Genomic DNA, 22,942 nt, shown 5'->3' on the forward strand with positions numbered 1-22,942 from the left:
AGAACTATGTTAAAACAGTATCAATTAAAAAATTATAAAATTAGATTATGTATTTTACTAATTGCAATATCTTCATTAGGAATACTAATCATTGGAAGTGCAAAAGAATCCGTTCAAGGCAAACAGATTCTGGGTTTGGTGCTCGGAATTATTGCTATGATAGTAATATCATTAATGGACTATTCTTATGTGATTAATTTCTACTGGATTTTGTACGTTATTAATATTGGACTTTTATTATTGGTTCAATTGATTGGCGATGATGCGGGTGGAGCAGTAAGATGGGTAGAGATTGCCGGCATTCGATTTCAACCTTCAGAGCTTAGTAAAATAATTTTAATTTTATTTTTTGCAAAGTTTTTTACGAAATACCAGGAACAGATTAATACTGTTAAAATACTAGCAGCATCCGTTATATTAATTGGAATTCCATTGGTTTTGATAGAAGAACAACCAGACCTTTCAACCAGTATAGTAGTAGCATTAATATTTTGTATTCTCTTGTTTGTTGCTGGGTTAAGTTATAAAATAATATTAAGTGTATTCGCCATTGTTATTCCTATGGCAGCCCTACTGATTAGTATTATTTTGCAGCCAGGACAGAAAATTATTGAAGGCTATCAGGCGAAAAGGATATTGGCTTGGCTTCAGCCTGAACTATATTACGATTTAGTTTATCAGCAAACTAACTCTAAAATAGCGATTGGTTCAGGACAACTGTTTGGAAAAGGATTAAATAATAATATTATCTCTTCAGTTAAAAATGGCAATTTTATCTCAGAAGCTCAGACTGATTTTATTTTTGCGGTTGCAGGAGAAGAACTTGGTTTTATTGGGGGATGTGTTATAATAGTACTACTGGCTTTAATCGCTTGGGAGTGTATTAGAATTGGCAAAAATGCAAAAGATTTATCAGGAACTTTGATATGCTGTGGCATGGCTGCACTTGTAACCTGCCAAAGTTTTGTCAATATATGCGTTGCAACAGGGCTTATGCCTAATACAGGTATTCCATTGCCTTTTATAAGCTATGGTCTTACCTCACTGCTTAGTTTGTTCATAGGAATGGGGTTTGTTTTAAATGTAGGGCTTCAGCCCAAAAAATATTAAGGAGGGTTATCGTATGAATATAGGTTTAATTGCACATGATTCAAAGAAAAAATTGATGCAAAATTTTTGTATCGCTTATCGAGGAATATTGAGTAAAAATGAACTATTTGCCACCGGAACAACTGGAAGGTTAATAGAAGAAGTGGCGAATCTAAATATTCATAAATATTTAGCAGGTCATTTAGGAGGAGAACAGCAATTGGGTGCACAAATAGAACATAATCAAATTGATTTGGTTATATTTCTTCGTGATCCATTGACTCCTAAATCACATGAGCCGGATGTCAATAATGTTGTACGCTTATGTGATACACACAATATTCCGTTGGCAACAAATTTAGCAACTGCGGAGCTGTTAATTAAATCTCTTGATAGAGGAGACTTAGAGTGGCGTGAAATGTACAAATAAAGTAATTACCATGTTAATTACAATTACAGCAGCTTTGTTCTTACTTGCAGGCTGCCAAGATAAAAATTTTACAAATGAATATGATATAAATAGTAGTGACTATGCATATAATATTATAAATTCATCAGAAAATTTGACGGTAAAACCGTTTGCATCTAACATATGTGTTGTAGCAGATAATGTATCATCTGATCAAGTTAATTCATCATTATCTGAGGCGGCTGCGCTTTTTGATGTTGATTCACTCGAAGTTTTATATGCGAACAATGCAACTGAGAAACTATATCCTGCCAGTTTGACTAAGGTTTTAACAGCATTAATCGCGCTTGAAAAGGGTAACTTAGATGATGTCATTACTGTTTCAGCAAATTCAGAGATTAAAGAGTCAGGAGCACAGCTATGCGGCTTTAAAGCAGGAGATCAAATAACACTTGAACAGGCACTACATGGTTTGCTAATGTATTCAGGAAATGATGCTGCTGTGGCAATTGCCGAATATATTTCAGGCAGTGTTGAAGAATTTGCAAACTTAATGAATGAAAAAGCAAAAAGTCTTGGGGCTACTAATTCACATTTTGTCAATCCTCATGGACTTTCTGACGAAGATCATTACACAACGGCATATGATTTATATTTAATTTTTAAAGAAGCTATCAAATATGATAAATTTCTTGAAATCATTAACACAGATTCATGGACTACGACATATACTTTAAGTGATGGTTCTTCAAAGGATATTACTTTTAAGACTACTAATTTATATTTAAAGGGCGACGAGAATGCGCCAGATGGTATTACTGTAATAGGAGGAAAAACAGGAACAACCAATGCGGCAGGTTCATGTTTAATTTTGTTGAGCCAAAACGAATCCAGTAAGCCATATATTTCTGTCATTTTAAAAGCTGAAAACAGGAGTATATTGTATACACAAATGACAGAACTTTTAGGCGAAATTAACAACTAATTGTTGTTTTTTGACTTTATTTAGGCTATAATTAACTTGAACTTGTAAGAGATGTGAAATATTATTATAATAAGTACCTATACTGAAAGATAATGAAATTAATTCACTTACGGTTTTGAAAATTTAATATTGTTACTTCTAATCATAACAATAACAAAGCATTATTCGTGTTTTGTATTGTTTGTACAATCTGTCTAAGGAGGAGATTACAATGATAAGCTTAATTGTAGGGAATAAAGGAAAAGGCAAGACCAAGTATCTACTCGATTCGGTTAATGAAAAAGTAAAAGGAACATCGGGAAACATAGTTTACTTAGACAAAAGTACTAAGAACATTCACGGTCTTAGTAATAAAGTTAGATTAATAAATGTATTGGATTATCCCATTGAAAATTGCGATGAGTTTATTGGTTTTATTTGCGGAATTATTTCACAGGATTATGATTTGGAAGAAGTATATCTTGATAGTTTTTTTAAGATAGCTCATCTTGACAGTAAACAAATTGAGACGGCTATAGATAAATTGATTATGATAAGTGAAAGATATAATATATCATTTACAATCAGTGTATCGGATGATGAAAGTAATCTTCCTGAAAAGTTAAAACCATTAATTGTTGTTTCATTATAAATTAAGAAGAATTGGAGCTGTTGCACTGGTTAATTTGTGCAACAGCTCATTTTAGATGATTGAGATATTCTCATTAAGCTTTATTCATTGCGCCTATTCTACCATAGAGACTAATGATATATAGACCCGAAATGCCAACTATACCATAAACGATTCTTGTAAATAGAGTCATTTCTCCAAATAGAAAAGCAACTAAGTCAAAACCAAAAAAGCCAATGAGTCCCCAATTAATTGCACCAATAATTGCAATTGTCAATAAAGTATAATCTATTCCTCGTGAATCCATTTTTTATTCCCTCCTTAATATATTAATAGTTTGATATTTTTTCTTATTATTATGAGTGGTAATATATGTAAAAAATATTTAAAACGATTAGTTCTCAAGGTCTATTGATATAAGAGGACAAGTTGTATATAATAAAAGCGATGGAATTTGAATATAAGGAGCTGGCATGGAAGAAAAAATGAATCGTATCTATTATTCCTATTCTGAATATTTGGTTAGAAAGTATGGAGCTAAGGTATATAAATTACCGATTAATCTGCCGATTACATGTCCAAACAGAATAGAATCATCAGGATGTACCTTTTGCTCAGAGAAAGGAACTGGCTTTGAAGCACAAGAAAATACAAAATCAGTTTCATCACAAATATTAGAAAATATGGAATATATCAGTAAACGATATAAGGCTAAGAAATTTATTGCATATTTTCAAAATTATACGAATACATTTATGCCTGTTGATTTATTTGAAAAATATATGTACGAGGCGGCGTTGCTTGAAAATATAGTTGAAATATCTGTATCTACTAGACCTGATTGCATCAATGATGAATATCTTTCTGTTTTGCGTAACATAGAAAGGAAGTATCATATTGAAATCAGTATAGAGCTTGGATTGCAAACGGTTAATTACCATACTTTAGATAAAATAAACAGAGGACACGGCCTTGCTGAATATATTGATGCTGTTTTAAAGATCAGCCAATATGGATTCGAAATATGTACACATGTCATCTTAAATCTCCCTTATGATAATAACAGAGATGTTTTAGAAACAGCAAAAATTATATCTGCCTTGCCGGTTCATGCTGTCAAGATTCACTCACTTTATATACCTAAGGATACCGTAATGTGCACAGCATATGAAGCCGGTAAAATTACCTTATGTACCAAGGATGAGTATTTAGAAAAACTAATTATTTTTATAGAACACTTAAGACCAGAAATTGTGGTAGAACGTCTATTCAGCAGAATACCAGAGCAGGACAGTGAGTTTTCAAATTGGAATACAAGCTGGTGGAAACTAAAGGATGAATTTGTTGCTCTTATGAAAAATAAAAACAGCTATCAGGGAATTGCATTTGATTATTTAAATGGTGCTGCTTTAGCTAGAGGAGGATATTGTTTTGGCATCAAGAAATAAAAAGGTTACGAAATATCGTAGGCCTTTAAATATTAATATTGGGATTATTATATTTGGAATTATTTTTATTTATGTTCTATTTAGTATCATATTGTATATGATAAATCCACATATCTCAGTATATGAAGTAAATAAAGGCTCATTATCCACTAATAATACATACCAAGGACTTATTTTACGGCAGGAGACAAAGATAACAGCAGACAAAGCCGGTTATGTCAATTTTTATGCCCGCGAAGGAGAAAAAATTGGAGTGGGACAAACCGTCTATACATTAGATGAAACAGGAAAGCTGGCGGATCTTCTGGCGGATTCTACCAACAGTGAAAGTACACTTACTGATGATGATATTAAGTCGTTAAAAACAGAAATATCCAGTTTCTCGAATGATTTTGATACCAATAATTTTAAAAGTGTTTATAATTTTAAATATGACATTGAAAATACAGTTCTTGAGCTGGTCAATATTAATTTGCTAAACAGTATTTCTGACTTAACTAGTGAAAATGCAGGATTATTTACCACTTGTACAGCTCCGAGCGAAGGCTTGGTTGTATATTCTACCGATGGTTATGAGGACGCTACCATTGACAATTTAACAGAAGATATGTTAAATTATGATAATTATAAAAAGACAACATTAAAATCCTCTGATTTAGTTAATGCAGGAGACGTTGTCTACAAGCTTATAACGGATGAGGCTTGGTCAATTGTCATCCCATTGGATGAAGAGAAAGCTACCGAATATGCGGATAGAGAAACCATGAAAATTAAATTCAAGAAAGATGGCGTAATAGCCAATGCAGGCTTTAGCATTATAAGAATAAATAGCAAACCTTATGCCAAATTAGATTTGACTAATTCATGCATTCGATACGCAACAGATCGATTTATTGATATAGAATTAATGGTCAGTAGTATAGAAGGACTCAAAATACCTGTTTCCTCCGTTGTAGAGAAAGATTTCTATACAATACCTATTGATTATGCAACGCAGGGCGGAGATAGTAATCAATTAGGATTTTTACTTGAGGTATATGATCAAGATGGCAAGAGTTCAACGCAATTTGTTGAGCCAACCATTTATTATTCTACTGATGATGACTACTATGTTGAGACTCATGAATTTGAGGTCGGGAATTATATTGTTAAAACCGATTCTACCGACCGTTATCCAATCGGAAAAACAGCAAAATTAACAGGTGTGTATAATATTAATAAAGGGTACGCAGTATTTAAGCAAATTAATGTTTTATACCAAAATGAAGAATATGATATTGTAGAAGAAGGTACAACCTATGGTATAGCGGTATATGACCATATTGTTTTGGATGGAAATTCAGTGAATGAAGACGATATCATATATTAAAGAGGAGTGTTTTAAATGATTAGAGAAAATTTAGCAGAAGTCGAAGAAAAAATATGCAAGGCGTGTGAAAGAGCAGGCAGAGATAGAGATGAGGTAACATTAATTGCAGTTAGTAAAACAAAGCCAATATCAATGATTGAAGAAGTTTTGAATGCCGGAATTATAGAATTTGGAGAAAACAAGGTTCAGGAGCTTACCTTAAAATGTGAGATATTGCCAAAGAAAATACATTGGCATTTGATTGGACATCTTCAAAGAAATAAGGTAAAATATATTATTGATCAGGCTTATATGATTCATTCTGTAGATTCATTACGGCTTGCACAAGCAATTAGTCAGGAAGCCGTGAAGAAAAACATAACCGCCTCAATCTTGATTGAAGTTAATGTAGCAATGGAGGAAAGCAAATACGGTGTGAGTATCAAAGAGGTGCTGCCACTCATAGAAGAAGTTTCCAAACTGCCAAATTTGAAGATAAATGGACTGATGACAATTGCACCATTTGTAGAAAATGGAGAAAAAAACAGAGAAATTTTTAAGGAATTGAAGAAATTATCTGTTGACATAAAAACAAAAAACATTGATAATGTTAATATGAATGTTCTTTCAATGGGAATGACCGGTGATTATGAAGTTGCAATTGAAGAAGGCGCAACACATGTCAGAGTTGGAACAGGTATTTTTGGTGAAAGAAATTATAATATAGATTAAATATAAATTACAAATACTCTGCATATTTTTTGATAAAAATTTATGCGGATGGAGGTAGATATGGGAATAATGGATAAATTTTTAGATGTCATGCGTTTGAATGATGATGATGATTTTGAAGATGATTTTTATGATGATGATTATGAGGACATAAAACCAAAGAAGAAGACTGCTTCGAAAGACATAGATGACGATTTTGACTCTAATACAAAATTTAAGCCAAAAGCAGTTAAATCAGGCAATTCGAAAGTAACACCAATGCGTCCTTCAAGAAAGCAGGTGGGTGGAATGGAAGTTTGCGTAATCAAACCAACATCGATGGAAGAATCAAGGGAGGTAACAGAAACATTACTTACGGGACGAGCAGTTATACTTAATCTGGAAGGATTAGATGTAGACATTGCTCAAAGGATTATTGATTTTACATCAGGTTCATGTTTTGCAATCAGTGGTAATTTACAAAAGATTTCAAACTATATATTTATCATTACTCCTCCAAGTGTAGATATTTCTGGAGATTTTCAGGATTTATTAAGTGGAGCCTTTGATGTTCCGGCTTTGCATACTGAGATTTAAGCTTTATGACAAAAGAAGAATTATTGTTGAAGAAACGCTTTATTGAATTATCCAGTCTTGCGTTTCATAAAAATGTACCAACATTTACTGATTTTTTAAATTTAAATGAACAAAATATTTTTTATAGCATATCAAAAGAGCTTTATACTTCCCGGTTTGAAGCTTATGGAGGCTATGAAACAGCAGAGCGTCAGATGATTGCATTTATTCCTGATGCTTTTTGTTGTGATAGGATGTCATTATACCCTATCAGAGTCATCAAAATAGAACCCTTAAATAAAAAATATGCGGATGTACTGATACATAGAGACTATTTGGGGGCAATCATCAATCTTGGTATTGATCGAAGCAAGATTGGAGATATTTTGGTAAAAGAGAATGAAGCCTTTTTGTTTTGCCATGAACGAATGACGGATTATTTAATTGAACAAATTACAAGAATAAAGCATACAAGTGTAAGAGCAGCTTTAGCCAGCCAAAGTATATTTCATTATGAACCGCAGTATAAGATATTAAAGGGTTCTGTCGCTACCAATCGTATTGATAGCGTATTAACCATATGCTGTGCAACATCAAGGAGTCAGGCGGTAGAATATATTATGACGAAAAAAGTCTTTATAAACGGTAAGTTAATTGAATCAAACAGCGAATCATTAAAAGAAAATGATATTATATCCGTCAGAGGAATTGGAAAATTTGTTTTTTCTGGTGTGCTGTCTGAAACAAAAAAAGGTAAAATTTACATCGAAATAAAAAAATTTGTATAATCGAAAGGATTTAGATTATGGGAAAACGCTTAACGATTCATGGACACAATAATAAAATAGAATTGTACGATATTGTAATTGAACATTCTTTTGATCGGCTGGCTGACGAGTTGGAAAAATTCAATTTGTCTAAGCAAAAGTTATGTATCGTAACAGACAGTAATGTCTATCCTGTATATGCAAAACAGTTAGAGGAAATTCTTTTAAAGGTTGCAGACAGTGTAATTGTATTTTCATTTCCGGCAGGAGAGTCGAATAAAAATTTAAATACAGTACGTGAATTATATGAAAAGCTGATTCTTGAAAAATTTGATCGAAAAGATATGCTGGTTGCTCTTGGAGGCGGTGTAGTAGGGGATTTAACAGGCTTTGCGGCAGCTACTTACTTAAGAGGAATCAGTTTTATACAAATTCCTACTAGTCTTTTAGCACAAGTTGACAGCAGTATTGGCGGAAAAACAGGTGTAGATTTTGATTCCTATAAAAATATGGTTGGGGCTTTTCATCAACCGAAGCTTGTATATATGAACCTGCAAGTATTAAATACACTAGAGTCTGCACAATTTTATTCGGGAATGGGAGAAATCTTAAAGCATGGTTTAATCAAGAATGAAGGCTATTATATCTGGCTCATAGAGCATTTGTATGAAATATATGAAAAGAATATGGAAACCCTTGAAGAAATGATCTACGAAAGCTGTCTGATAAAGAGTGCAGTGGTAGAAAAGGATCCTAAGGAACAGGGAGAGCGGGCGCTTCTTAATTTCGGTCATACAATTGGACATGCAATAGAAAAGCTGAAGAACTTTCAACTGCTGCATGGTGAATGTGTCGCATTAGGTTCGATTGCAGCTGCTTATATTTCATGGAAAAGAGACTATTTGACCAAAGAAGAATTTTATGAAATTCGAGATATATATGTGGCGTTTCATTTACCAATTTCGATTACGGATATTTCACTGGAGGAAGTTTTAGAAGCTACAAAGTTAGATAAAAAAATGGAATCAGGACAAATTAAATTTATTCTTCTAAAGAAAATGGGAAAAGCTATAGTGGATAATACAGTTTCGGATGAAGAAATACTAGAAGCAATCAATTTTATAAATTATGATGAGGAAGAAAATGAATAATTTAATCAAGAGTAAACAAAGAGTAATATATAATGTAGTGGGGCTAGCATCACTGATTCTTTTAATTGTTTTGGATCAATGGACGAAAGTACTTGCTGTTAATAAACTTATGGACAAAGAACCATTTATTATTATGAACGAAGTTTTTCAATTAAGATATTTGGAAAACAGAGGAGCCGCATTTGGTATACTTCAAAATCAAAAAGGATTTTTTCTGATAGCAGGTATTATTATTTTGGCTTTAATTGCGTACGTCTACAATAAAATGCCTGTAGATAAAAAATATATTCTTCTTAGAATTCTGGCAATATTAATGGCGGCAGGTGCCATTGGAAATATGATAGATCGTATTATAAATAATTATGTAGTTGATTTTTTATATTTTGAGCTTATTAATTTTCCGATTTTTAATGTAGCTGATTGTTATGTCACAATCGCAGCTACACTTCTCATTATTTCTATTCTGTTTATTTATAAGGAAGAGGATTTTAAATTTATAGAGAGAAAATCTGCTAAGACATCTGGAGAAAAAGATGATTCAAAATAAATTTTATGTCGATGAAAATTATAGCGGCGAGCGTATTGACAAATACTTAAGTGAACTCTTGGAGAAGCAGACGCGTTCTTACATTCAAAGACTGATTAAGGACAATCTTGTATTGGCAAATGGTAAAATCGTAAAGGCAAATTATAAAATCAGTATAGGAGACCTTGTTGAGATTACCATACCAGACGCTACCGTATTAAATATTGAACCGCAAAATATTGTAATTGATATTTTATATGAGGATGAAGATATTCTGATTGTTAATAAGCCAAAGGGTATGGTAGTGCATCCCAGTGCGGGTCATTACGATGGCACACTTGTGAATGCAATTATGTATCACTGTAAAGACCATTTATCAGGAATTAACGGAGTACTTCGACCTGGAATTGTTCATCGAATTGATATGGATACGACAGGAATATTGGTGGTTTGTAAAAATGATGCATCTCATCTGTCACTTACGGAGCAATTAAAGGCACATTCCATCACCAGAAAATACCGTGCAATCGTTCATAATTGTATGAAAGATGAAGAAGGCCGCATCGAAGGACCCATTGGAAGACATCCAACAGACCGTAAGAAAATGTCAATTAATTATAAGAACGGAAAAGAAGCAGTCACACATTATAAAGTATTGGAGCATTTAAGTAATTATACGTATATAGAATGTCAGCTTGAAACTGGCAGAACACACCAGATTAGAGTTCATATGTCCAGTATCAATCATCCCCTGCTCGGAGATCGTATATACGGACCAACAAAGTGTCCATTTCAATTGCAAGGACAAACACTTCATGCAATGATATTAGGGTTTTTGCATCCTAGAACAGGAAAATATGTCGAATTTGAAGCGCCATTACCAGAATATTTTGAAAAGCTTCTTAGCATATTAAGAAAAAAGTAATAGATAGCAGTTAACATATTAACGTATTGATTATCATATTTTATAAATGTAGTATAATAATACAATTCAAAGGGGAATGTACATAACAGTACATTCCTTTTCATTTGCCCATAGCGACTGCATTCATCACACAATATACCTGTGATCTTTTAATTGAAAGGAAATAGTGATATTCACAGGCACTTTGAGAATTATGGGAAAGGTGATCTATCAATTAATCATTCATTTAATACTCAGAGAGAAAGGAAATTAATCATGAATATATATGATATACTTGGACCAATTATGGTTGGGCCATCAAGCTCACATACAGCTGGAGCAGTTAAAATAGGATTAATCGCAGTAAAGCTTCTTGGTATTGAGCCGAAGAAAGCAGAAATTTATCTACATGGTTCCTTTGCTGCTACGGGAGAAGGGCACGGAACCAATAAAGCGATTGTGGCCGGACTTCTAGGGATGCAGCCTGACGATATGTTAATTCCAAAGAGCTTTGAAATTGCAGAAAAAAAGAAGCTTCAATTCAAAATCGGTCAAATAAACCTAAAGGATGCACATCCTAATACTGTTTTATTAAAGCTGACAGGAGAAGATGATAGACAACTGGAAATTCAGGCATCTTCACTTGGTGGAGGAAGAATTATGGTAAATAAGCTTGATGGAATTGATGTCAATTTTACAGGAGAAAGTCATACGTTAATTGTCCACAATATAGATCAACCTGGACACGTAGCAGAGGTCACATCCACGTTATCACACAAATCCGTTAATATAGCTACAATGCAGCTTTATCGAGACAAACGAGGAGGTTATGCCGTTATGGTGATAGAAACAGATCAAGAAATTCCAAAAGAATCAGTAGCATGGTTATCTCATTTAGAGGGAATTATAAAAGTATCATATTTAAACATAAAAGGAGAATAAAATGAGCTATCATTCAATTCAGGAAATATTACAAAATTGCAAAGATAAAAGTCTTTTGTTTTGGGAAACAATTTTGGAAGATGATATTAATTCAAGAAACATATCAAGGGAAAGCTCTATGAATAAAATGCAGTCATTATGGGATGCGATGCTCTTAGCCGGAAGTACCTATGATAAAAAGGCTCATTCGGCCAGTGGTCTGGTAGGGGGAGATGGAGGCTTAATGGAAGAATATTATATGACAAATGATAGCTTATGCGGCGATTTTATTTCTAAGGCCATTGCACAGGCATTACAAATGGGGGAATCAAATGCCTGTATGAAAAGAATTGTAGCAGCACCTACTGCAGGAGCCTGTGGTGTTCTCCCAGCCGTTTTGCTGCCACTATTTAGAGAAAAGGGGATTCTATCTTCAAAAATAATAGAGGCACTTTATGTAGCAGCAGGGATTGGACAGATTATAGCACAGAGGGCATATATTGCAGGTGCTCTAGGAGGCTGTCAGGCAGAAATTGGTTCTGCCTCTGCTATGGCGGCAGGTGCTTTAGTGCATATAAAAGGCGGAGACAGTGATCAAATTGCAAATTCTGTTGCAATGGCACTGAAAAACCTATTAGGATTAGTATGTGATCCTGTAGCTGGACTCGTTGAAGTACCATGTGTAAAGAGAAATGTAATAGGGGCTGTCAATGCACTCGCTGCCGCTGATATGGCATTAGCAGGAATAAGAAGTAAAATTCCAGCCGATCAGGTAATTGATGCCATGAAAGAAGTTGGCGACAGTATGGATGCATCTTTACGTGAAACCGGAAAGGGAGGGGTTGCCGGAACACCAAAAGCACAAGAAATAGTAAGTAAATTGTTAAATAAAAGCGATCATTAACAACTTTAATTTTTACTTTCCTTATAGTATAATAATAGAACATAAACATTACGAAAGGATGTGGTATTATGTCAAATAACACTATCATTACGATTGGTAGACAGTATGGAAGTGCCGGAAGAGAAATTGGTCAGATACTGGCCAAGGAATTAGGAATTAATTATTATGATAAAGAACTGCTTAAAAAGGCAGCGAAAGAAAGCGGATTATGTGAAGAACTATTTGAGAATCATGACGAAAAGCCTTCAAACAGCTTTTTATATTCCTTAGTTATGGATACGTATTCTCTAGGTTATAGTTCCTCTGCTTTTATTGATATGCCTTTAAATCACAAAATATTTTTAGCTCAGTTTGATGCAATAAAAAAAATTGCAGAACAGGAATCATGTATAATAGTCGGCAGGTGTGCCGATTATGCTCTGGCAGATTATAAAAATTGTATGAATGTCTTTGTTCATGCAAATTTAGAAGACAGGATTAAGAGAATAGCATTCAAGCATAATTTAACAGATGCAAAAGCAAAAGAATTAATACTAAAAACAGATAAAAGCCGTGCAAGTTATTATAACTATTATTCCAGTAAAAAGTGGGGCGATACAACAAGTTATCATTTATCATTAGACAGCAGTCTTGTCGGAGTGGAAGGCAGCGTTAAAATAATTAAAGAATATCTGGAATTTATGAAGAAAGATACTCCACATATTTAAATACATAAGATAAGCTTAGTCGAACAAATTTTAATCGAAAATTTGTTCGATTTTTATATAAAAGGTATTGACAAACATCTGTTCGTATAATACAATTACCATACAAGAACTAGTGTTCGGAATATGCGTTCGATATGGAGGGAATTGGTTATGAATAGAACAGTAAAGCAATTAAACAGTCAACAGTTTTATATAATAACGATAACTGTATGCCTAATATTAGCAATACTAATTACATATGGAAGCTTTATTTCAATAGCAAAGAATCGTGTGGAAAGTGAATTAATATATAATAAGTATTACACCAGTATTCAAATTCAAAAAGGGGATACTTTGTGGGAGTTGGCAGATAATTATATTACATCAGAATATAATTCATATAATGATTATATTGATGAGGTTAAAAATATTAATTCGTTAGAAAGTGACAAAATTCATGAAGGACAATATTTGACTGTTCCGTATTATTCCAGTAAACGGTTGGATTAAAGGGTAGTATGTAATTGATATATACAACTTTTAAAATGGAAGGAATAAATAAATGGAATGTTTTGCATGCAAAAGAATAAAAATGATTAAGGAGAAAACAAATCCTTATTTTGTTAAGGAATTAGAAACTGGCTATGTTGTAATAGGAGATTATCAGCACTTTAAGGGATACACTGTTTTTATTTGTAAAGAGCATGTTGCTGAATTACATCAGTTGCCTTATCAATTCAGAATAAAATATCTTGAGGAAATGAGCGTTGTTGCTGAGGCTGTTTTCAGAGCTTTTAGAGCGGAAAAATTAAACTGTGAGCTATTAGGAAACTGTGACAATACTCATTCCCATTGGCATATATTTCCAAGATTTTCTGATGATATGCCTAAGAAAGGACCTGTATGGTTGTTACCTAGGGAAGAAATGTATCATATGTCCCAAAAGCCCAGTGAAGAAGAACTTAAATCAATGGTAAGCAAACTTAAGAATGAATTGAATGAATTGATAATTGACAGTGTCATGAATGAGAAGAATATTAATATAATAGAGTAAGACTATTATTTCGAGATTGCCATGTCGCCTGAAGATATAGAAAGAATTTATAGTAATAATTATGCAGATTTTATAATAAGCTATGGTGGAAATCCTTCAAATTTAGAGAAGTATGAAAATAGCAGCATTAATATTATTAATTTTTATCTTGCTGTAGTGCATTTACCTGCTGATTTTCTGACAGAAGATGTTATATCAAAAGTTGGATATTCTGTGTTGCCTTCTCTATTTGGTTTTACAAATCCGGATAGCATAGAAACATCGGGAATACAACGAATTCGAAATATTCCTGAATTTAATTTAAGAGGAAAGGGAGTATTGCTTGGCTTTGTAGATAGTGGAATTGATTATACCAACCCAATATTTCAAAATGCCGATAAGACTACTAGAATAGATAGAATTTGGGATCAAACAATTATAAGTGACCAAACTCCGGAAGGAGTGGTTTATGGAACTGAATACACGAAAGAGCAGATTAATGAAGCCTTAAAAAGCGAAAATCCATTTAGTGTGGTTCCTACCAGAGACGAGATTGGTCATGGTACAATAGTTGCAGGAATTGCAGCAGGTAATGAAGTTCCTGATAATGATTTTTACGGTGTTGCAACTGAATCACAATTGGTAGTCGTAAAACTAAAACCAGCCAAGCCTAATATTAAACAGTTTTTTAGAATACCGGAAGACAAGATTTGTTATCAGGAAAATGATTTGATATTTGGGATTCAATATTTGCTTGATTATTCTACAAGTGTGAGTAAGCCAATTGTTATTTGTATTTCAGTTGATACTGCACAGTATGCACATGATGGAAGAGGAACAACAAGCAATTGGCTGTCAATTAAAGCAGTTACGCCCGGTATTGGAATCGTTATTCCTGTTGGTAATGAAGGAAATGCGAAAGGACATTATTTAGGCCTTATTGAGCAGGCTTCAAGCTATAATGAAGTAGAGCTTAAAGTAGGCAGCGATGAGAGTGGATTTTCTATGGAGATTTGGGGAAATACCCCCAATCTATTTTCGGTTGATATTACGTCACCATCAGGAGAATACATACCTAGATTTACTTTAAGATTAAATACAACTAAAAAGATTGATTTTGTTTTTGAACCAACAACAATCTTTGTTGACTCCTCACTGATTGAATCTCAAAGTGGTGAGCAGTTAATGTTACTTCGTTTTACAATGCCATCACAGGGAATATGGAAATTTCGAGTATATAGTAAGGGAATTTATCCGATTAGTTTTAATATATGGCTGCCAATGAGTGAATTTATATCAAAGGATACTTTCTTTCTTAAACCGGATCCATTTACGACACTTCTTTCCCTGGCGTGTGCGCGAAATCCTTTAACAGTCACTGCTTACAATTCAGATGATGAAAGTCTTTATATTAATGCGGGTAAAGGCTTTACTAGAGTAGATATAGTTAAGCCTGATATAGCGTCACCTGGAGTGAACATAGTAAGCCCAACTTTAACACATGGATTTAGGGCTGTGTCAGGCACTAGTGCAGCAGCAGCTCATACAGCTGGTGTTGCTGCTATGTTTTTTGAATGGGGAATTGTAAAGAGGAATTATCCTGAAATGAGTACTCAGGATTTGAAAATTTTTATGATTCGCGGAGCGAGAAGAAAAGCAGGCCTTTCATATCCTAACAAAGAATGGGGCTATGGTATATTAGATATATACAATACATTTAGAAGCATTCGAGGTGAAGAATAAATGCTTACATTGCGCTAATATAAAAAATAGCTCAAGTAATTTGTTTGAAAGGAGAGAGGAATGACCCCGGAAGAAAGATTTAAAATAATAGACAATAATTTTCTGGATATACTTGTAAGATACAATGGAAATCCGGCTAATTTGGAACGGTATAATGAATTTTCACCTCATATTATCGATGATAATTTTGCTATTATCTATATGCCGGCGAGTCAGGTTACAAGAGAAATTTCAGCAAGGTTTGGCTATTCAGCCATTCCCTTTTGCTATGGTTTAACAGATGAACAAAGTCTTGATGCTTCAGGCGTACTTAAATTACGTGAAATCCCAGTGGTTAACCTAAGAGGCGAAGGTGTTATGGTAGGAATTATTGATACTGGTATTGATTACACAAATCCGGTTTTTTTGCGAGCGGATGGAATAAGTAAAATTATTTCTATATGGGATCAAAGTATAGATAGTGCAAATGGTTATCCTACAATTATTCCAGCGTATTTTGGTACAGAATATACAAGAGAACAAATTAATCAGGCACTTGAGAGTGAAAATCCGTTGCAAATTGTTCCTAGTATGGATGAGAATGGACATGGTACGCAGTTGGCGGGAATTGCAGCTGGATCTGAGGATGTACAAAATAATTTCAGTGGAGTTGCTCCGAGTTCAGATCTTATCATCGTAAAACTAAAGCAGGCAAAGAAGATTATTAAAGACTATTATTACATTCCTAATAATATAGACTGTTATCAAGAAAATGATATTGCATGGGCAATAGAGTACATAGTTAATATGGCAAGAAATATGAAGCGTCCTGTTGCTATTTGTATTGGGTTAGGTACTTCGCAAGGAGCACATGATTCAACCGGATTTCTTAATACAATTGTGTCGGTGGCTGCTGATTTTCCCTCAGTATGTATTTCAGTGTCAGGAGGTAATGAAGGAAGATTAAGGCGGCATTTTTATAGTACAATTGATCCAACTGGTCCTCCTGTCCCTGTAGAACTAAATGTCAGTGAAAATGAGAGTGGCTTTACAATGGAGTTATGGGGAGATCCTCCTGTCATTTATTCTTTAGATATTTTATCTCCTTCTGGTGAATACATACCAAAGATATATGTAAGTCTCGTACAAAATCAAGAAATTACTTTTATATCTGAGAATACAGTAATTAACATTAATAGCTTTATGGTAGAATTAGAATCTGGCAAACAAGTTATTGTGTTGCACTTTAAAAGTCCGGCGCCCGGTATATGGTTATTTCAAGTATTTGGTAGTGGGGATTTGCAAGGAAATGTAAATATTTGGCTGCCTTCGGGAGATTTTATTACGAAAGGCACCTATTTTTTAAAATCTGATCCGTATACTACACTGACTTCACCTGGTAATTGTATAGTACCTATTACAATGACAGCTTATAATTCTGGTAATAGTCAATTATATGTGGAAGCAGGAAGAGGATTTTCTGCTTCCAATATAGTGAATCCGGATTTAGCTGCGCCGGGTGTTAATCTTCAATGCCCTTCTCTGGATCACAAATTCACAACTTTAACCGGAACAAGTGCAGCTACAGCTCATACAACTGGAATTACTGCTATGATACTTGAGTGGAGTATTGTTAGAGATAATTACCCTGATATAGATACTGTAGGTATTAAGAAATTTTTAATACGTGGAGCTAGCAGGGATCCTCAGCTTAAATATCCAACTAGAGAATGGGGTTATGGTATTATAGATGTATACAATAGCTTTAACCTTCTAAGATCAGATTTAGAGAATATATAAAATGCTTTCGTAGTATTGAAAAATAAGCTTATAATTCTTAATACCCTAAAAGTGAGATACTAGGTATTTCACTTTTAGGACATTTGTTAATCTATAGGAAATACTTTGTTTTTAATAATAAAGTAAATAATTCTTATAGAATAAAAAGTTGTTTGTGATAAGCCTATGGTTCCATTCCATAGCATAAACTTTCAGATATATAAGCTGTTATCTTATCACAAATAGCATAATTATTAGCGTTATCTTGAAAAGAATAATCATTGGATTGATTATAATTTGACCAGTCTGTCTTTGCAATACGTATTTGTACTTCAATACTTTTATTTACATCAAGTTGATTTGCCTCTGAAGAAAAACCAATCTCAAAGTAATTATCAGCATTCTCCGTTTTATTATCCATAGTAACGAAAGTCCCTGTAACATTTGAGGCTCCTATGTTGGACCAGTCACACCAGAAAGATTGTTCTTGATCTCCATCCTTGGTATAATAGTAACGAATCTTAACATCAGATAGTGAAATAGCTTTATCCCCAGTATTGGTTATTCTGAACTTAGGTGAAATGGTATTTGTTGTATCTGTTGTCGTACCATGATAGGATTCAATTAAAAGTCCAGCTTCGGTGGTTTCTTTTTGTTCAGTGACCTTAATTGTTAACACCTGACTAAGCCCTTCACTAAATATAAAAGTAAGCGTATTTTTACCAACAGGTAAACTGTCCAAATAATCTTTTTTCAGTGTAACCACATTATCACTCATCGTATAGTCGCTGTCAGAAATTAAAGCATTGGAACCATTAAGAATAGAGAGTAAAGTATTACTGTTTAAGGTTAAGGTTACAGTAATGTCTTTAGACAGGTTCTTTTCATAAACAGATGCAGCTGGTGAAATGACTGAGTTGTTACTTGAAGTATTTTTACTAACATTAATTTTTAAAGCAGGATTAAAGTTTAAATTATAGTCAAAAGTCAAGCGTGTGATACCTGCTGATTGTTTCGCAAGATACTCCTTTTTGATGGTCACCTGATCGTCAGAAATTGTGTAATCAGTACCTGATATTAATGCGTCTGTACCATTTTTAATTTCAATTAAATTATGACCATTTTCTGTTAAAGTTACCACAATATCTTCTTGATTAGTTTCATTAAATTCTGCTCTGCCTGGTCGGATGTATGGACTGGAAGTAGTATCTCCAACAGCAATGGCAAGCATTGGAGCTACTCCCTCGTTGTAATTGAGTGTTAGCAAAATAGTACCGACAGGCTGTTTTTCAAGATATTCCTTTTTAATGCGCAGTATATTATCTTCTACAGCGTAATCTGTATCTGAGTTTAAGCTGATTTCACCATTTTTAACCTCAAGTAGTGTGTTGTTTTTAGAACTTAGGGTTACCGCTATATCATCTTGATTATTTGTATTCTTATCAAATACGGCAGTGGTTGGACTAATGGAAGCGCTTAGCTCTGATTCAGGTCCATAAATTCCAACTTCATAAATTGAATATGGCCAATTGTTATTATATCTTTGCATTCCATATATTCTAATGTATCGTCCTGAGGCTTGAAGATTGATATCTTCTGTACCGCCTTTTCCATTGTATTCGCTATAGATATCTGTATAAGTAAGATTATCATCGGAAACTTGAATTTTATATTGTGTGGCATAAGCCGCTTCCCAATAAATGAGTATTCTGTTTATTTCTTTTACTGAGCCTAAATCAATACTAACCCAGTTTGGGTCGGTTACTTTTGAAGCCCATCTTGTGTCAAGGTTTCCATCGGTTATAGCGTTTGATAAATATAGATTGCTTTCAAAGGAAGAAGCAATAACTGATTTACCAAGAGCCAGATTGCCTGCCAAAAGAGGTTTTGCTGGTAAAACGGCTGGGAGGTTAGATAACATGGAAACAGGTCTTTCAGCGATGTTATGGATGCTGTATGTATCTGTTTCAGCAACCTCTAATCCCCAACCATTGAGCGTATCATAAGTTCCGTCCGTAGTCATATCCAAAAAAGTCTGGGGATTATTACCAGGACCCCATTCCCAAGGAAGATATCCAATTTGATTTTTGTAACAGTGTTCTAATATAGTTTTATAAGCTATTTGTCCTGATTCGGTTTCGTCCCACTGATTGCCAAATTCACCAACAATGAGTGGGAGATTAAGAGCAACTGATTCCTCTAGCTCATCGATAACTTTTTGTGCTGTGTAACCCCATACTTTAGGCCACCACATATGTATTGAGAACATAAGATTACTATCTGGATCGGCTTCAATGAGATCAGGTCCACAGCTTTGTAGGATATCAATGTTTTGACCATAGCTGCTGGCATCAATGACTAAAGGAACATGAATACCTGCATCGCGCATTCTATTTACAGCAGTCTCGTAGCCGGTCTTAAAATCCGTCTCTGAAACCTGCATTCCGACTTCGTTACCAATGTTAATTAAAAGATACTCCTGATGTTTTTGAATAACTTTAACAATGTCAGGACTTACCCAATAATCAACTAGCGATGAAAGTTTAGACCAGTCACCTGTGGCATTATGAAGTTCAATAATAGGAATCATATTCTGTAAACGGCAGTTGCGTATTGTAGTATCTAAATCCTCCGCTGATTCATCCAGTGACCATACAATCCTGACGCAGTTTGCACCCGTTTTTGCTATTTCAGAGTACGAAGGAACCCCATCTTTATCTAACCAGACGATCATCTTATTGACCCCATATAATATTACCTTTTCTCCCTGATTGTCGTAAAGAAAGCGGCCATCCACCCGAAAGCCAGGATATACAGTTTCAGTAGCTGCCATAGCCTGTCTAAATGGCAGTAATAAAAATAAAATTGCAATAAGTACAGTAAAAAACAAATGTCGATTTTTCATTATTTATACCTTCCCTTCTAAAAATGTTGCATACTACAAAAATAATTTCTTTTGTATTTTTCAAGTAAAGCTGTACCTATCAGCTTAAAAACACATCACTATATTGTTACCCAAGTATAGTTTGTAATCTCCCCAAATACTGTATGACTAAAACTAGTACCTCCTTTCTTCTTTACTTAATATTTATATTTTAGGATAAGTGCATCATATAAAATGTAATTGGTTTTTATGCTAGAATTGTGCATATAAAAGCCTAATGATGGTTATATTGAAAAATGGAACAAAATTATTGTGTAATTATTAATGATATAATGCAATCAAATAACATTATATCATTAATAATTTAAAAACTCTATATAATATTAATAAATAAAATAATAATTTAGAAAATAAATACAATTATCTGATAATATATGAAATATAATGAAAAAATGTATAGTAATAGTGAACGAAACAAAAGAATTGCTTAAAAGAATAATGAAATAGAAGATAGGTAAAAGACCATAAAATTATAAAGTATTAAAGAAACAAAAAAGGTAGCCAGTGGCTACCTTAAAACATTTAGATTATAAATGATACAAATATTAATTGGAAAAAAAACTTTTCAATAAAATTAATAATTCAAAACAATCTGTGTTTTAAAATTTGGATTAAGCTATATATACGTTAGCAGCTTTGCTTTTTCTTTTATCCTTAGGATCAGTTTCGATGTCAAATGTAACTTTTTGTCCTTCTTCAAGACTCTTAAATCCATTAGTCATAATTGCTGAGAAATGTACAAATACATCTTCTCCACCATTATCATTAGTTAAAAATCCAAATCCTTTTTGTGAGTTAAACCATTTTACTGTACCAGTATTCATTTTAGTACCTCCAATTTTATTTGTATCAAAATATAAAAAAGCTAACATTATCTGCAAGTTATTCTGAAATAACTTACATACAAGCTAGCTCGAATTTACAAATTGATTACAAAATCTATAATATCATATTGTATCAGATAAGTCAACTAATTTTTTTAAATATATTTTTGCATAGAACAGTTGACATTTTAATATTAAAATGATATTATCATATTGATAATAACAATACGATAATATGAAAATTACAAGGGAGGAATCGCAATGAAAAATAAAGTATTAATAGTCGTGGATATGCAAAAGGATTTTATTGATGGAGCATTAGGGAGTGAACGTGCAGTTTCAATTGTAAAAAATGTAGAGGAAAAAATAAAAACATACCATGATGGTGGGAATACTGTAATTTTTACAAGAGATACACATGGCGAGAATTACGTAGAAACTCAAGAAGGACGAAATTTACCAGTATATCATTGTATAAAAGGAACAAGCGGTTGGGAGATTTCTTCTAAATTAAATACCATAGATGCAGTCATTATTGATAAACCAACCTTTGGTTCTGTGGAGCTGATGAAGTATCTTAGTGATTTTTATCCTGAAAGAGAATTTGAATTAGTTGGGTTATGTACTGATATTTGCGTGATTTCAAATGCTATAATGCTGAAAGCCTTTCTACCGGAAGCAAAAGTAAGTGTGGATGCAGCTTGTTGTGCCGGTGTAACTTTAGATAGCCATAAAAATGCACTTGAAGCTATGAAAATGTGTCAGATTTATATTATAAATGATCAGGAGGAAGTAAAATGATAAGCATAAATGATCAAACAATAGAGCTAGGAAATTATCCGGATGGTACATTACTTATGAAATTTGCAATGACAGGTAATTCATTTGAAATTCAATGGATTTATGAATCTGATGCTGAACTATTTGCACTTATTTGTACGGCAAACCATTTAAGGCGGCTGAATCCTAATGCAGAAATTTCTTTATTGCTACCATATCTGCCACATGCCAGAATGGACAGAGTAAAACAAGACACAGATGTTTTCACGTTAAAATATTTTGTTGATATTATAAATTCACTTAACTTTAGCAAAGTGAGCGTATTGGATGTTCATTCCAGTGTAAGTGAATACGCGGTGAATCGAATTAAAGTTTTAAGTCCAAAATCTTATATTCATGAAACCATAAAAAAAATAAAACAGTCAGGAATTCAGGCAGACAGTATTTTCTATGTAGATGAAGGAGGACAAAAGCGATACTCTGATATGGTTCAGCTCCCGTCCGTATACGGGCATAAAAAACGCGATTGGGAAACCGGAACGATATTAGGTGTTGAAATTATAGGTGATAAGGCCGATGTAAGAGATAAAAACCTTTTGATTATTGATGACATTATTGCTTATGGAGGTTCTATATATTACAGTGCTAAACGTTTAAAGGAAATGGGCTGTAAAAACTTATATGTCTATGCCAGTCATATTGAAAACAGCATACTGGATGAAGAAAAGGGTATGTTGATAAGAAGTGGTTTGATTGAAAAGTTTTTCACCACAAAAACTATCTTTACGAAAGAACATCAATTAATAGAAATATTATAGACGAAGG

At 33.5% G+C, this 22,942-nt stretch carries 24 protein-coding genes; 21 read left to right on the plus strand and 3 right to left on the minus strand.

Translation table 11 applies throughout. From position 1 onward, the window contains the following. The first annotated feature begins 6 nt into the window (after nt 1-6). From C8E03_RS00830 to C8E03_RS00845, 4 genes are all read left to right on the plus strand, one after another. A complete protein-coding gene (locus tag C8E03_RS00830) occupies nt 7-1,110 on the plus strand; it encodes an FtsW/RodA/SpoVE family cell cycle protein (RefSeq protein WP_110290011.1) in 1,104 nt (367 codons plus the stop codon). A gap of 13 nt (nt 1,111-1,123) precedes the next feature. Then, nucleotides 1,124-1,519 carry a methylglyoxal synthase gene (locus tag C8E03_RS00835; RefSeq protein WP_094379989.1) on the plus strand — a complete coding sequence of 132 codons (396 nt, stop codon included), beginning with the start codon at nt 1,124-1,126 and terminating at the stop codon, nt 1,517-1,519. Further along, nucleotides 1,503-2,483 carry a D-alanyl-D-alanine carboxypeptidase family protein gene (locus C8E03_RS00840; RefSeq protein ID WP_242993327.1) on the plus strand — a complete coding sequence of 327 codons (981 nt, stop codon included), beginning with the start codon at nt 1,503-1,505 and terminating at the stop codon, nt 2,481-2,483. Before C8E03_RS00835 ends, C8E03_RS00840 begins: the two co-directional genes overlap by 17 nt. A 211-nt stretch (nt 2,484-2,694) precedes the next feature. Next, nucleotides 2,695-3,114: a twitching motility protein PilT gene (locus C8E03_RS00845; protein ID WP_094379991.1), complete on the plus strand. Its 420-nt coding sequence runs from the start codon at nt 2,695-2,697 to the stop codon at nt 3,112-3,114. A 73-nt stretch (nt 3,115-3,187) separates the two neighbouring features. On the opposite strand, the gene C8E03_RS00850 is transcribed toward C8E03_RS00845, so the two are convergent. Beyond that, on the minus strand, nt 3,188-3,400 hold the full coding sequence (locus C8E03_RS00850) for a DUF378 domain-containing protein (protein WP_094379993.1): 213 nt from the start codon (nt 3,398-3,400) through the stop codon (nt 3,188-3,190). A gap of 166 nt (nt 3,401-3,566) precedes the next feature. Here C8E03_RS00850 and C8E03_RS00855 point away from each other — a divergent pair, with 166 nt between their 5' ends. The 15 genes from C8E03_RS00855 to C8E03_RS00925 all read left to right on the plus strand — a co-directional run bounded on the left by C8E03_RS00855 (nt 3,567) and on the right by C8E03_RS00925 (nt 17,590). Further along, nucleotides 3,567-4,541, plus strand: a complete 975-nt coding sequence (locus C8E03_RS00855; protein WP_242993329.1) for a TIGR01212 family radical SAM protein — start codon at nt 3,567-3,569, stop codon at nt 4,539-4,541. Then, nucleotides 4,525-5,910, plus strand: coding sequence for an HlyD family efflux transporter periplasmic adaptor subunit (locus C8E03_RS00860; RefSeq protein ID WP_110290012.1), 1,386 nt, complete (start codon nt 4,525-4,527; stop codon nt 5,908-5,910). Before C8E03_RS00855 ends, C8E03_RS00860 begins: the two co-directional genes overlap by 17 nt. Before the next feature lie 15 nt (nt 5,911-5,925). Further along, nucleotides 5,926-6,621 carry a YggS family pyridoxal phosphate-dependent enzyme gene (locus C8E03_RS00865; protein WP_110290013.1) on the plus strand — a complete coding sequence of 232 codons (696 nt, stop codon included), beginning with the start codon at nt 5,926-5,928 and terminating at the stop codon, nt 6,619-6,621. A gap of 60 nt (nt 6,622-6,681) precedes the next feature. Then, a complete protein-coding gene (locus C8E03_RS00870) occupies nt 6,682-7,197 on the plus strand; it encodes a cell division protein SepF (protein WP_094379999.1) in 516 nt (171 codons plus the stop codon). Between the two features lie 5 nt (nt 7,198-7,202). Then, complete coding sequence (locus C8E03_RS00875) at nt 7,203-7,964, plus strand: YlmH/Sll1252 family protein (protein WP_094380001.1); 762 nt, start codon at nt 7,203-7,205, stop codon at nt 7,962-7,964. Between the two features lie 17 nt (nt 7,965-7,981). Next, nucleotides 7,982-9,094, plus strand: coding sequence for a 3-dehydroquinate synthase (gene aroB, locus C8E03_RS00880; RefSeq protein ID WP_094380003.1), 1,113 nt, complete (start codon nt 7,982-7,984; stop codon nt 9,092-9,094). Further along, a complete protein-coding gene (lspA, locus tag C8E03_RS00885; RefSeq protein WP_094380005.1) occupies nt 9,087-9,641 on the plus strand; it encodes a signal peptidase II in 555 nt (184 codons plus the stop codon). Before aroB ends, lspA begins: the two co-directional genes overlap by 8 nt. After that, nucleotides 9,628-10,545, plus strand: coding sequence for an RluA family pseudouridine synthase (locus C8E03_RS00890; protein ID WP_110290014.1), 918 nt, complete (start codon nt 9,628-9,630; stop codon nt 10,543-10,545). The genes lspA and C8E03_RS00890 overlap by 14 nt, the downstream gene beginning before the upstream one ends. Nucleotides 10,546-10,800: 255 nt before the next feature. Continuing rightward, nucleotides 10,801-11,466 (plus strand): L-serine ammonia-lyase, iron-sulfur-dependent subunit beta, encoded by a 666-nt coding sequence (gene sdaAB / locus C8E03_RS00895; protein WP_110290015.1) that lies wholly within the window; start codon nt 10,801-10,803, stop codon nt 11,464-11,466. A 1-nt stretch (nt 11,467) separates the two neighbouring features. Continuing rightward, nucleotides 11,468-12,349: an L-serine ammonia-lyase, iron-sulfur-dependent, subunit alpha gene (gene sdaAA, locus C8E03_RS00900; RefSeq protein WP_110290016.1), complete on the plus strand. Its 882-nt coding sequence runs from the start codon at nt 11,468-11,470 to the stop codon at nt 12,347-12,349. Between the two features lie 68 nt (nt 12,350-12,417). Then, complete coding sequence (locus C8E03_RS00905) at nt 12,418-13,056, plus strand: cytidylate kinase-like family protein (protein ID WP_094380013.1); 639 nt, start codon at nt 12,418-12,420, stop codon at nt 13,054-13,056. A gap of 150 nt (nt 13,057-13,206) precedes the next feature. Next, the gene (locus tag C8E03_RS00910) at nt 13,207-13,545 is read left to right on the plus strand and encodes a LysM peptidoglycan-binding domain-containing protein (RefSeq protein WP_094380015.1); all 339 of its coding nucleotides are present in this window, start codon (nt 13,207-13,209) and stop codon (nt 13,543-13,545) included. A 52-nt stretch (nt 13,546-13,597) separates the two neighbouring features. Continuing rightward, nucleotides 13,598-14,089 (plus strand): HIT family protein, encoded by a 492-nt coding sequence (locus C8E03_RS00915; protein ID WP_094380016.1) that lies wholly within the window; start codon nt 13,598-13,600, stop codon nt 14,087-14,089. A gap of 21 nt (nt 14,090-14,110) precedes the next feature. Continuing rightward, on the plus strand, nt 14,111-15,811 hold the full coding sequence (locus tag C8E03_RS00920; protein WP_094380018.1) for a S8 family peptidase: 1,701 nt from the start codon (nt 14,111-14,113) through the stop codon (nt 15,809-15,811). Nucleotides 15,812-15,871: 60 nt separating this feature from the next. Next, nucleotides 15,872-17,590 carry a S8 family peptidase gene (locus C8E03_RS00925; RefSeq protein WP_094380020.1) on the plus strand — a complete coding sequence of 573 codons (1,719 nt, stop codon included), beginning with the start codon at nt 15,872-15,874 and terminating at the stop codon, nt 17,588-17,590. Nucleotides 17,591-17,753: 163 nt separating this feature from the next. On the opposite strand, the gene C8E03_RS00930 is transcribed toward C8E03_RS00925, so the two are convergent. Together C8E03_RS00930 and C8E03_RS00935 are read right to left on the minus strand one after the other, a co-directional pair. Further along, nucleotides 17,754-20,474, minus strand: a complete 2,721-nt coding sequence (locus C8E03_RS00930) for a X2-like carbohydrate binding domain-containing protein (RefSeq protein WP_110290017.1) — start codon at nt 20,472-20,474, stop codon at nt 17,754-17,756. 650 nt (nt 20,475-21,124) lie between these two features. Next, the gene (locus tag C8E03_RS00935; protein WP_094376737.1) at nt 21,125-21,337 is read right to left on the minus strand and encodes a cold-shock protein; all 213 of its coding nucleotides are present in this window, start codon (nt 21,335-21,337) and stop codon (nt 21,125-21,127) included. Between the two features lie 261 nt (nt 21,338-21,598). Between C8E03_RS00935 and C8E03_RS00940 the strand changes: the two genes are divergently transcribed. Continuing rightward, nucleotides 21,599-22,138, plus strand: a complete 540-nt coding sequence (locus C8E03_RS00940; protein ID WP_110290018.1) for a cysteine hydrolase family protein — start codon at nt 21,599-21,601, stop codon at nt 22,136-22,138. Further along, nucleotides 22,135-22,935: a ribose-phosphate pyrophosphokinase gene (locus C8E03_RS00945; protein WP_094376739.1), complete on the plus strand. Its 801-nt coding sequence runs from the start codon at nt 22,135-22,137 to the stop codon at nt 22,933-22,935. Before C8E03_RS00940 ends, C8E03_RS00945 begins: the two co-directional genes overlap by 4 nt. Nucleotides 22,936-22,942 lie beyond the last annotated feature (7 nt).

It is taken from the genome of Lachnotalea glycerini, assembly GCF_003201285.1.
In the GTDB taxonomy this organism is placed as follows: domain Bacteria; phylum Bacillota; class Clostridia; order Lachnospirales; family Lachnospiraceae; genus Lachnotalea; species Lachnotalea glycerini.

Bases quoted from the DNA above. Each gene is read 5' to 3' on its own strand.
- C8E03_RS00830 (WP_110290011.1), top strand. From the start codon at position 7: ATGTTAAAACAGTATCAATTAAAAAATTATAAAATTAGATTATGTATT.
- C8E03_RS00835 (WP_094379989.1), top strand. From the start codon at position 1,124: ATGAATATAGGTTTAATTGCACATGATTCAAAGAAAAAATTGATGCAA.
- C8E03_RS00845 (WP_094379991.1), top strand. From the start codon at position 2,695: ATGATAAGCTTAATTGTAGGGAATAAAGGAAAAGGCAAGACCAAGTAT.
- C8E03_RS00850 (WP_094379993.1), bottom strand. From the start codon at position 3,400: ATGGATTCACGAGGAATAGATTATACTTTATTGACAATTGCAATTATT.
- C8E03_RS00855 (WP_242993329.1), top strand. From the start codon at position 3,567: ATGGAAGAAAAAATGAATCGTATCTATTATTCCTATTCTGAATATTTG.
- C8E03_RS00865 (WP_110290013.1), top strand. From the start codon at position 5,926: ATGATTAGAGAAAATTTAGCAGAAGTCGAAGAAAAAATATGCAAGGCG.
- C8E03_RS00870 (WP_094379999.1), top strand. From the start codon at position 6,682: ATGGGAATAATGGATAAATTTTTAGATGTCATGCGTTTGAATGATGAT.
- C8E03_RS00875 (WP_094380001.1), top strand. From the start codon at position 7,203: ATGACAAAAGAAGAATTATTGTTGAAGAAACGCTTTATTGAATTATCC.
- aroB (WP_094380003.1), top strand. From the start codon at position 7,982: ATGGGAAAACGCTTAACGATTCATGGACACAATAATAAAATAGAATTG.
- lspA (WP_094380005.1), top strand. From the start codon at position 9,087: ATGAATAATTTAATCAAGAGTAAACAAAGAGTAATATATAATGTAGTG.
- C8E03_RS00890 (WP_110290014.1), top strand. From the start codon at position 9,628: ATGATTCAAAATAAATTTTATGTCGATGAAAATTATAGCGGCGAGCGT.
- sdaAB (WP_110290015.1), top strand. From the start codon at position 10,801: ATGAATATATATGATATACTTGGACCAATTATGGTTGGGCCATCAAGC.
- sdaAA (WP_110290016.1), top strand. From the start codon at position 11,468: ATGAGCTATCATTCAATTCAGGAAATATTACAAAATTGCAAAGATAAA.
- C8E03_RS00905 (WP_094380013.1), top strand. From the start codon at position 12,418: ATGTCAAATAACACTATCATTACGATTGGTAGACAGTATGGAAGTGCC.
- C8E03_RS00910 (WP_094380015.1), top strand. From the start codon at position 13,207: ATGAATAGAACAGTAAAGCAATTAAACAGTCAACAGTTTTATATAATA.
- C8E03_RS00915 (WP_094380016.1), top strand. From the start codon at position 13,598: ATGGAATGTTTTGCATGCAAAAGAATAAAAATGATTAAGGAGAAAACA.
- C8E03_RS00920 (WP_094380018.1), top strand. From the start codon at position 14,111: ATGTCGCCTGAAGATATAGAAAGAATTTATAGTAATAATTATGCAGAT.
- C8E03_RS00925 (WP_094380020.1), top strand. From the start codon at position 15,872: ATGACCCCGGAAGAAAGATTTAAAATAATAGACAATAATTTTCTGGAT.
- C8E03_RS00930 (WP_110290017.1), bottom strand. From the start codon at position 20,474: ATGAAAAATCGACATTTGTTTTTTACTGTACTTATTGCAATTTTATTT.
- C8E03_RS00935 (WP_094376737.1), bottom strand. From the start codon at position 21,337: ATGAATACTGGTACAGTAAAATGGTTTAACTCACAAAAAGGATTTGGA.
- C8E03_RS00940 (WP_110290018.1), top strand. From the start codon at position 21,599: ATGAAAAATAAAGTATTAATAGTCGTGGATATGCAAAAGGATTTTATT.
- C8E03_RS00945 (WP_094376739.1), top strand. From the start codon at position 22,135: ATGATAAGCATAAATGATCAAACAATAGAGCTAGGAAATTATCCGGAT.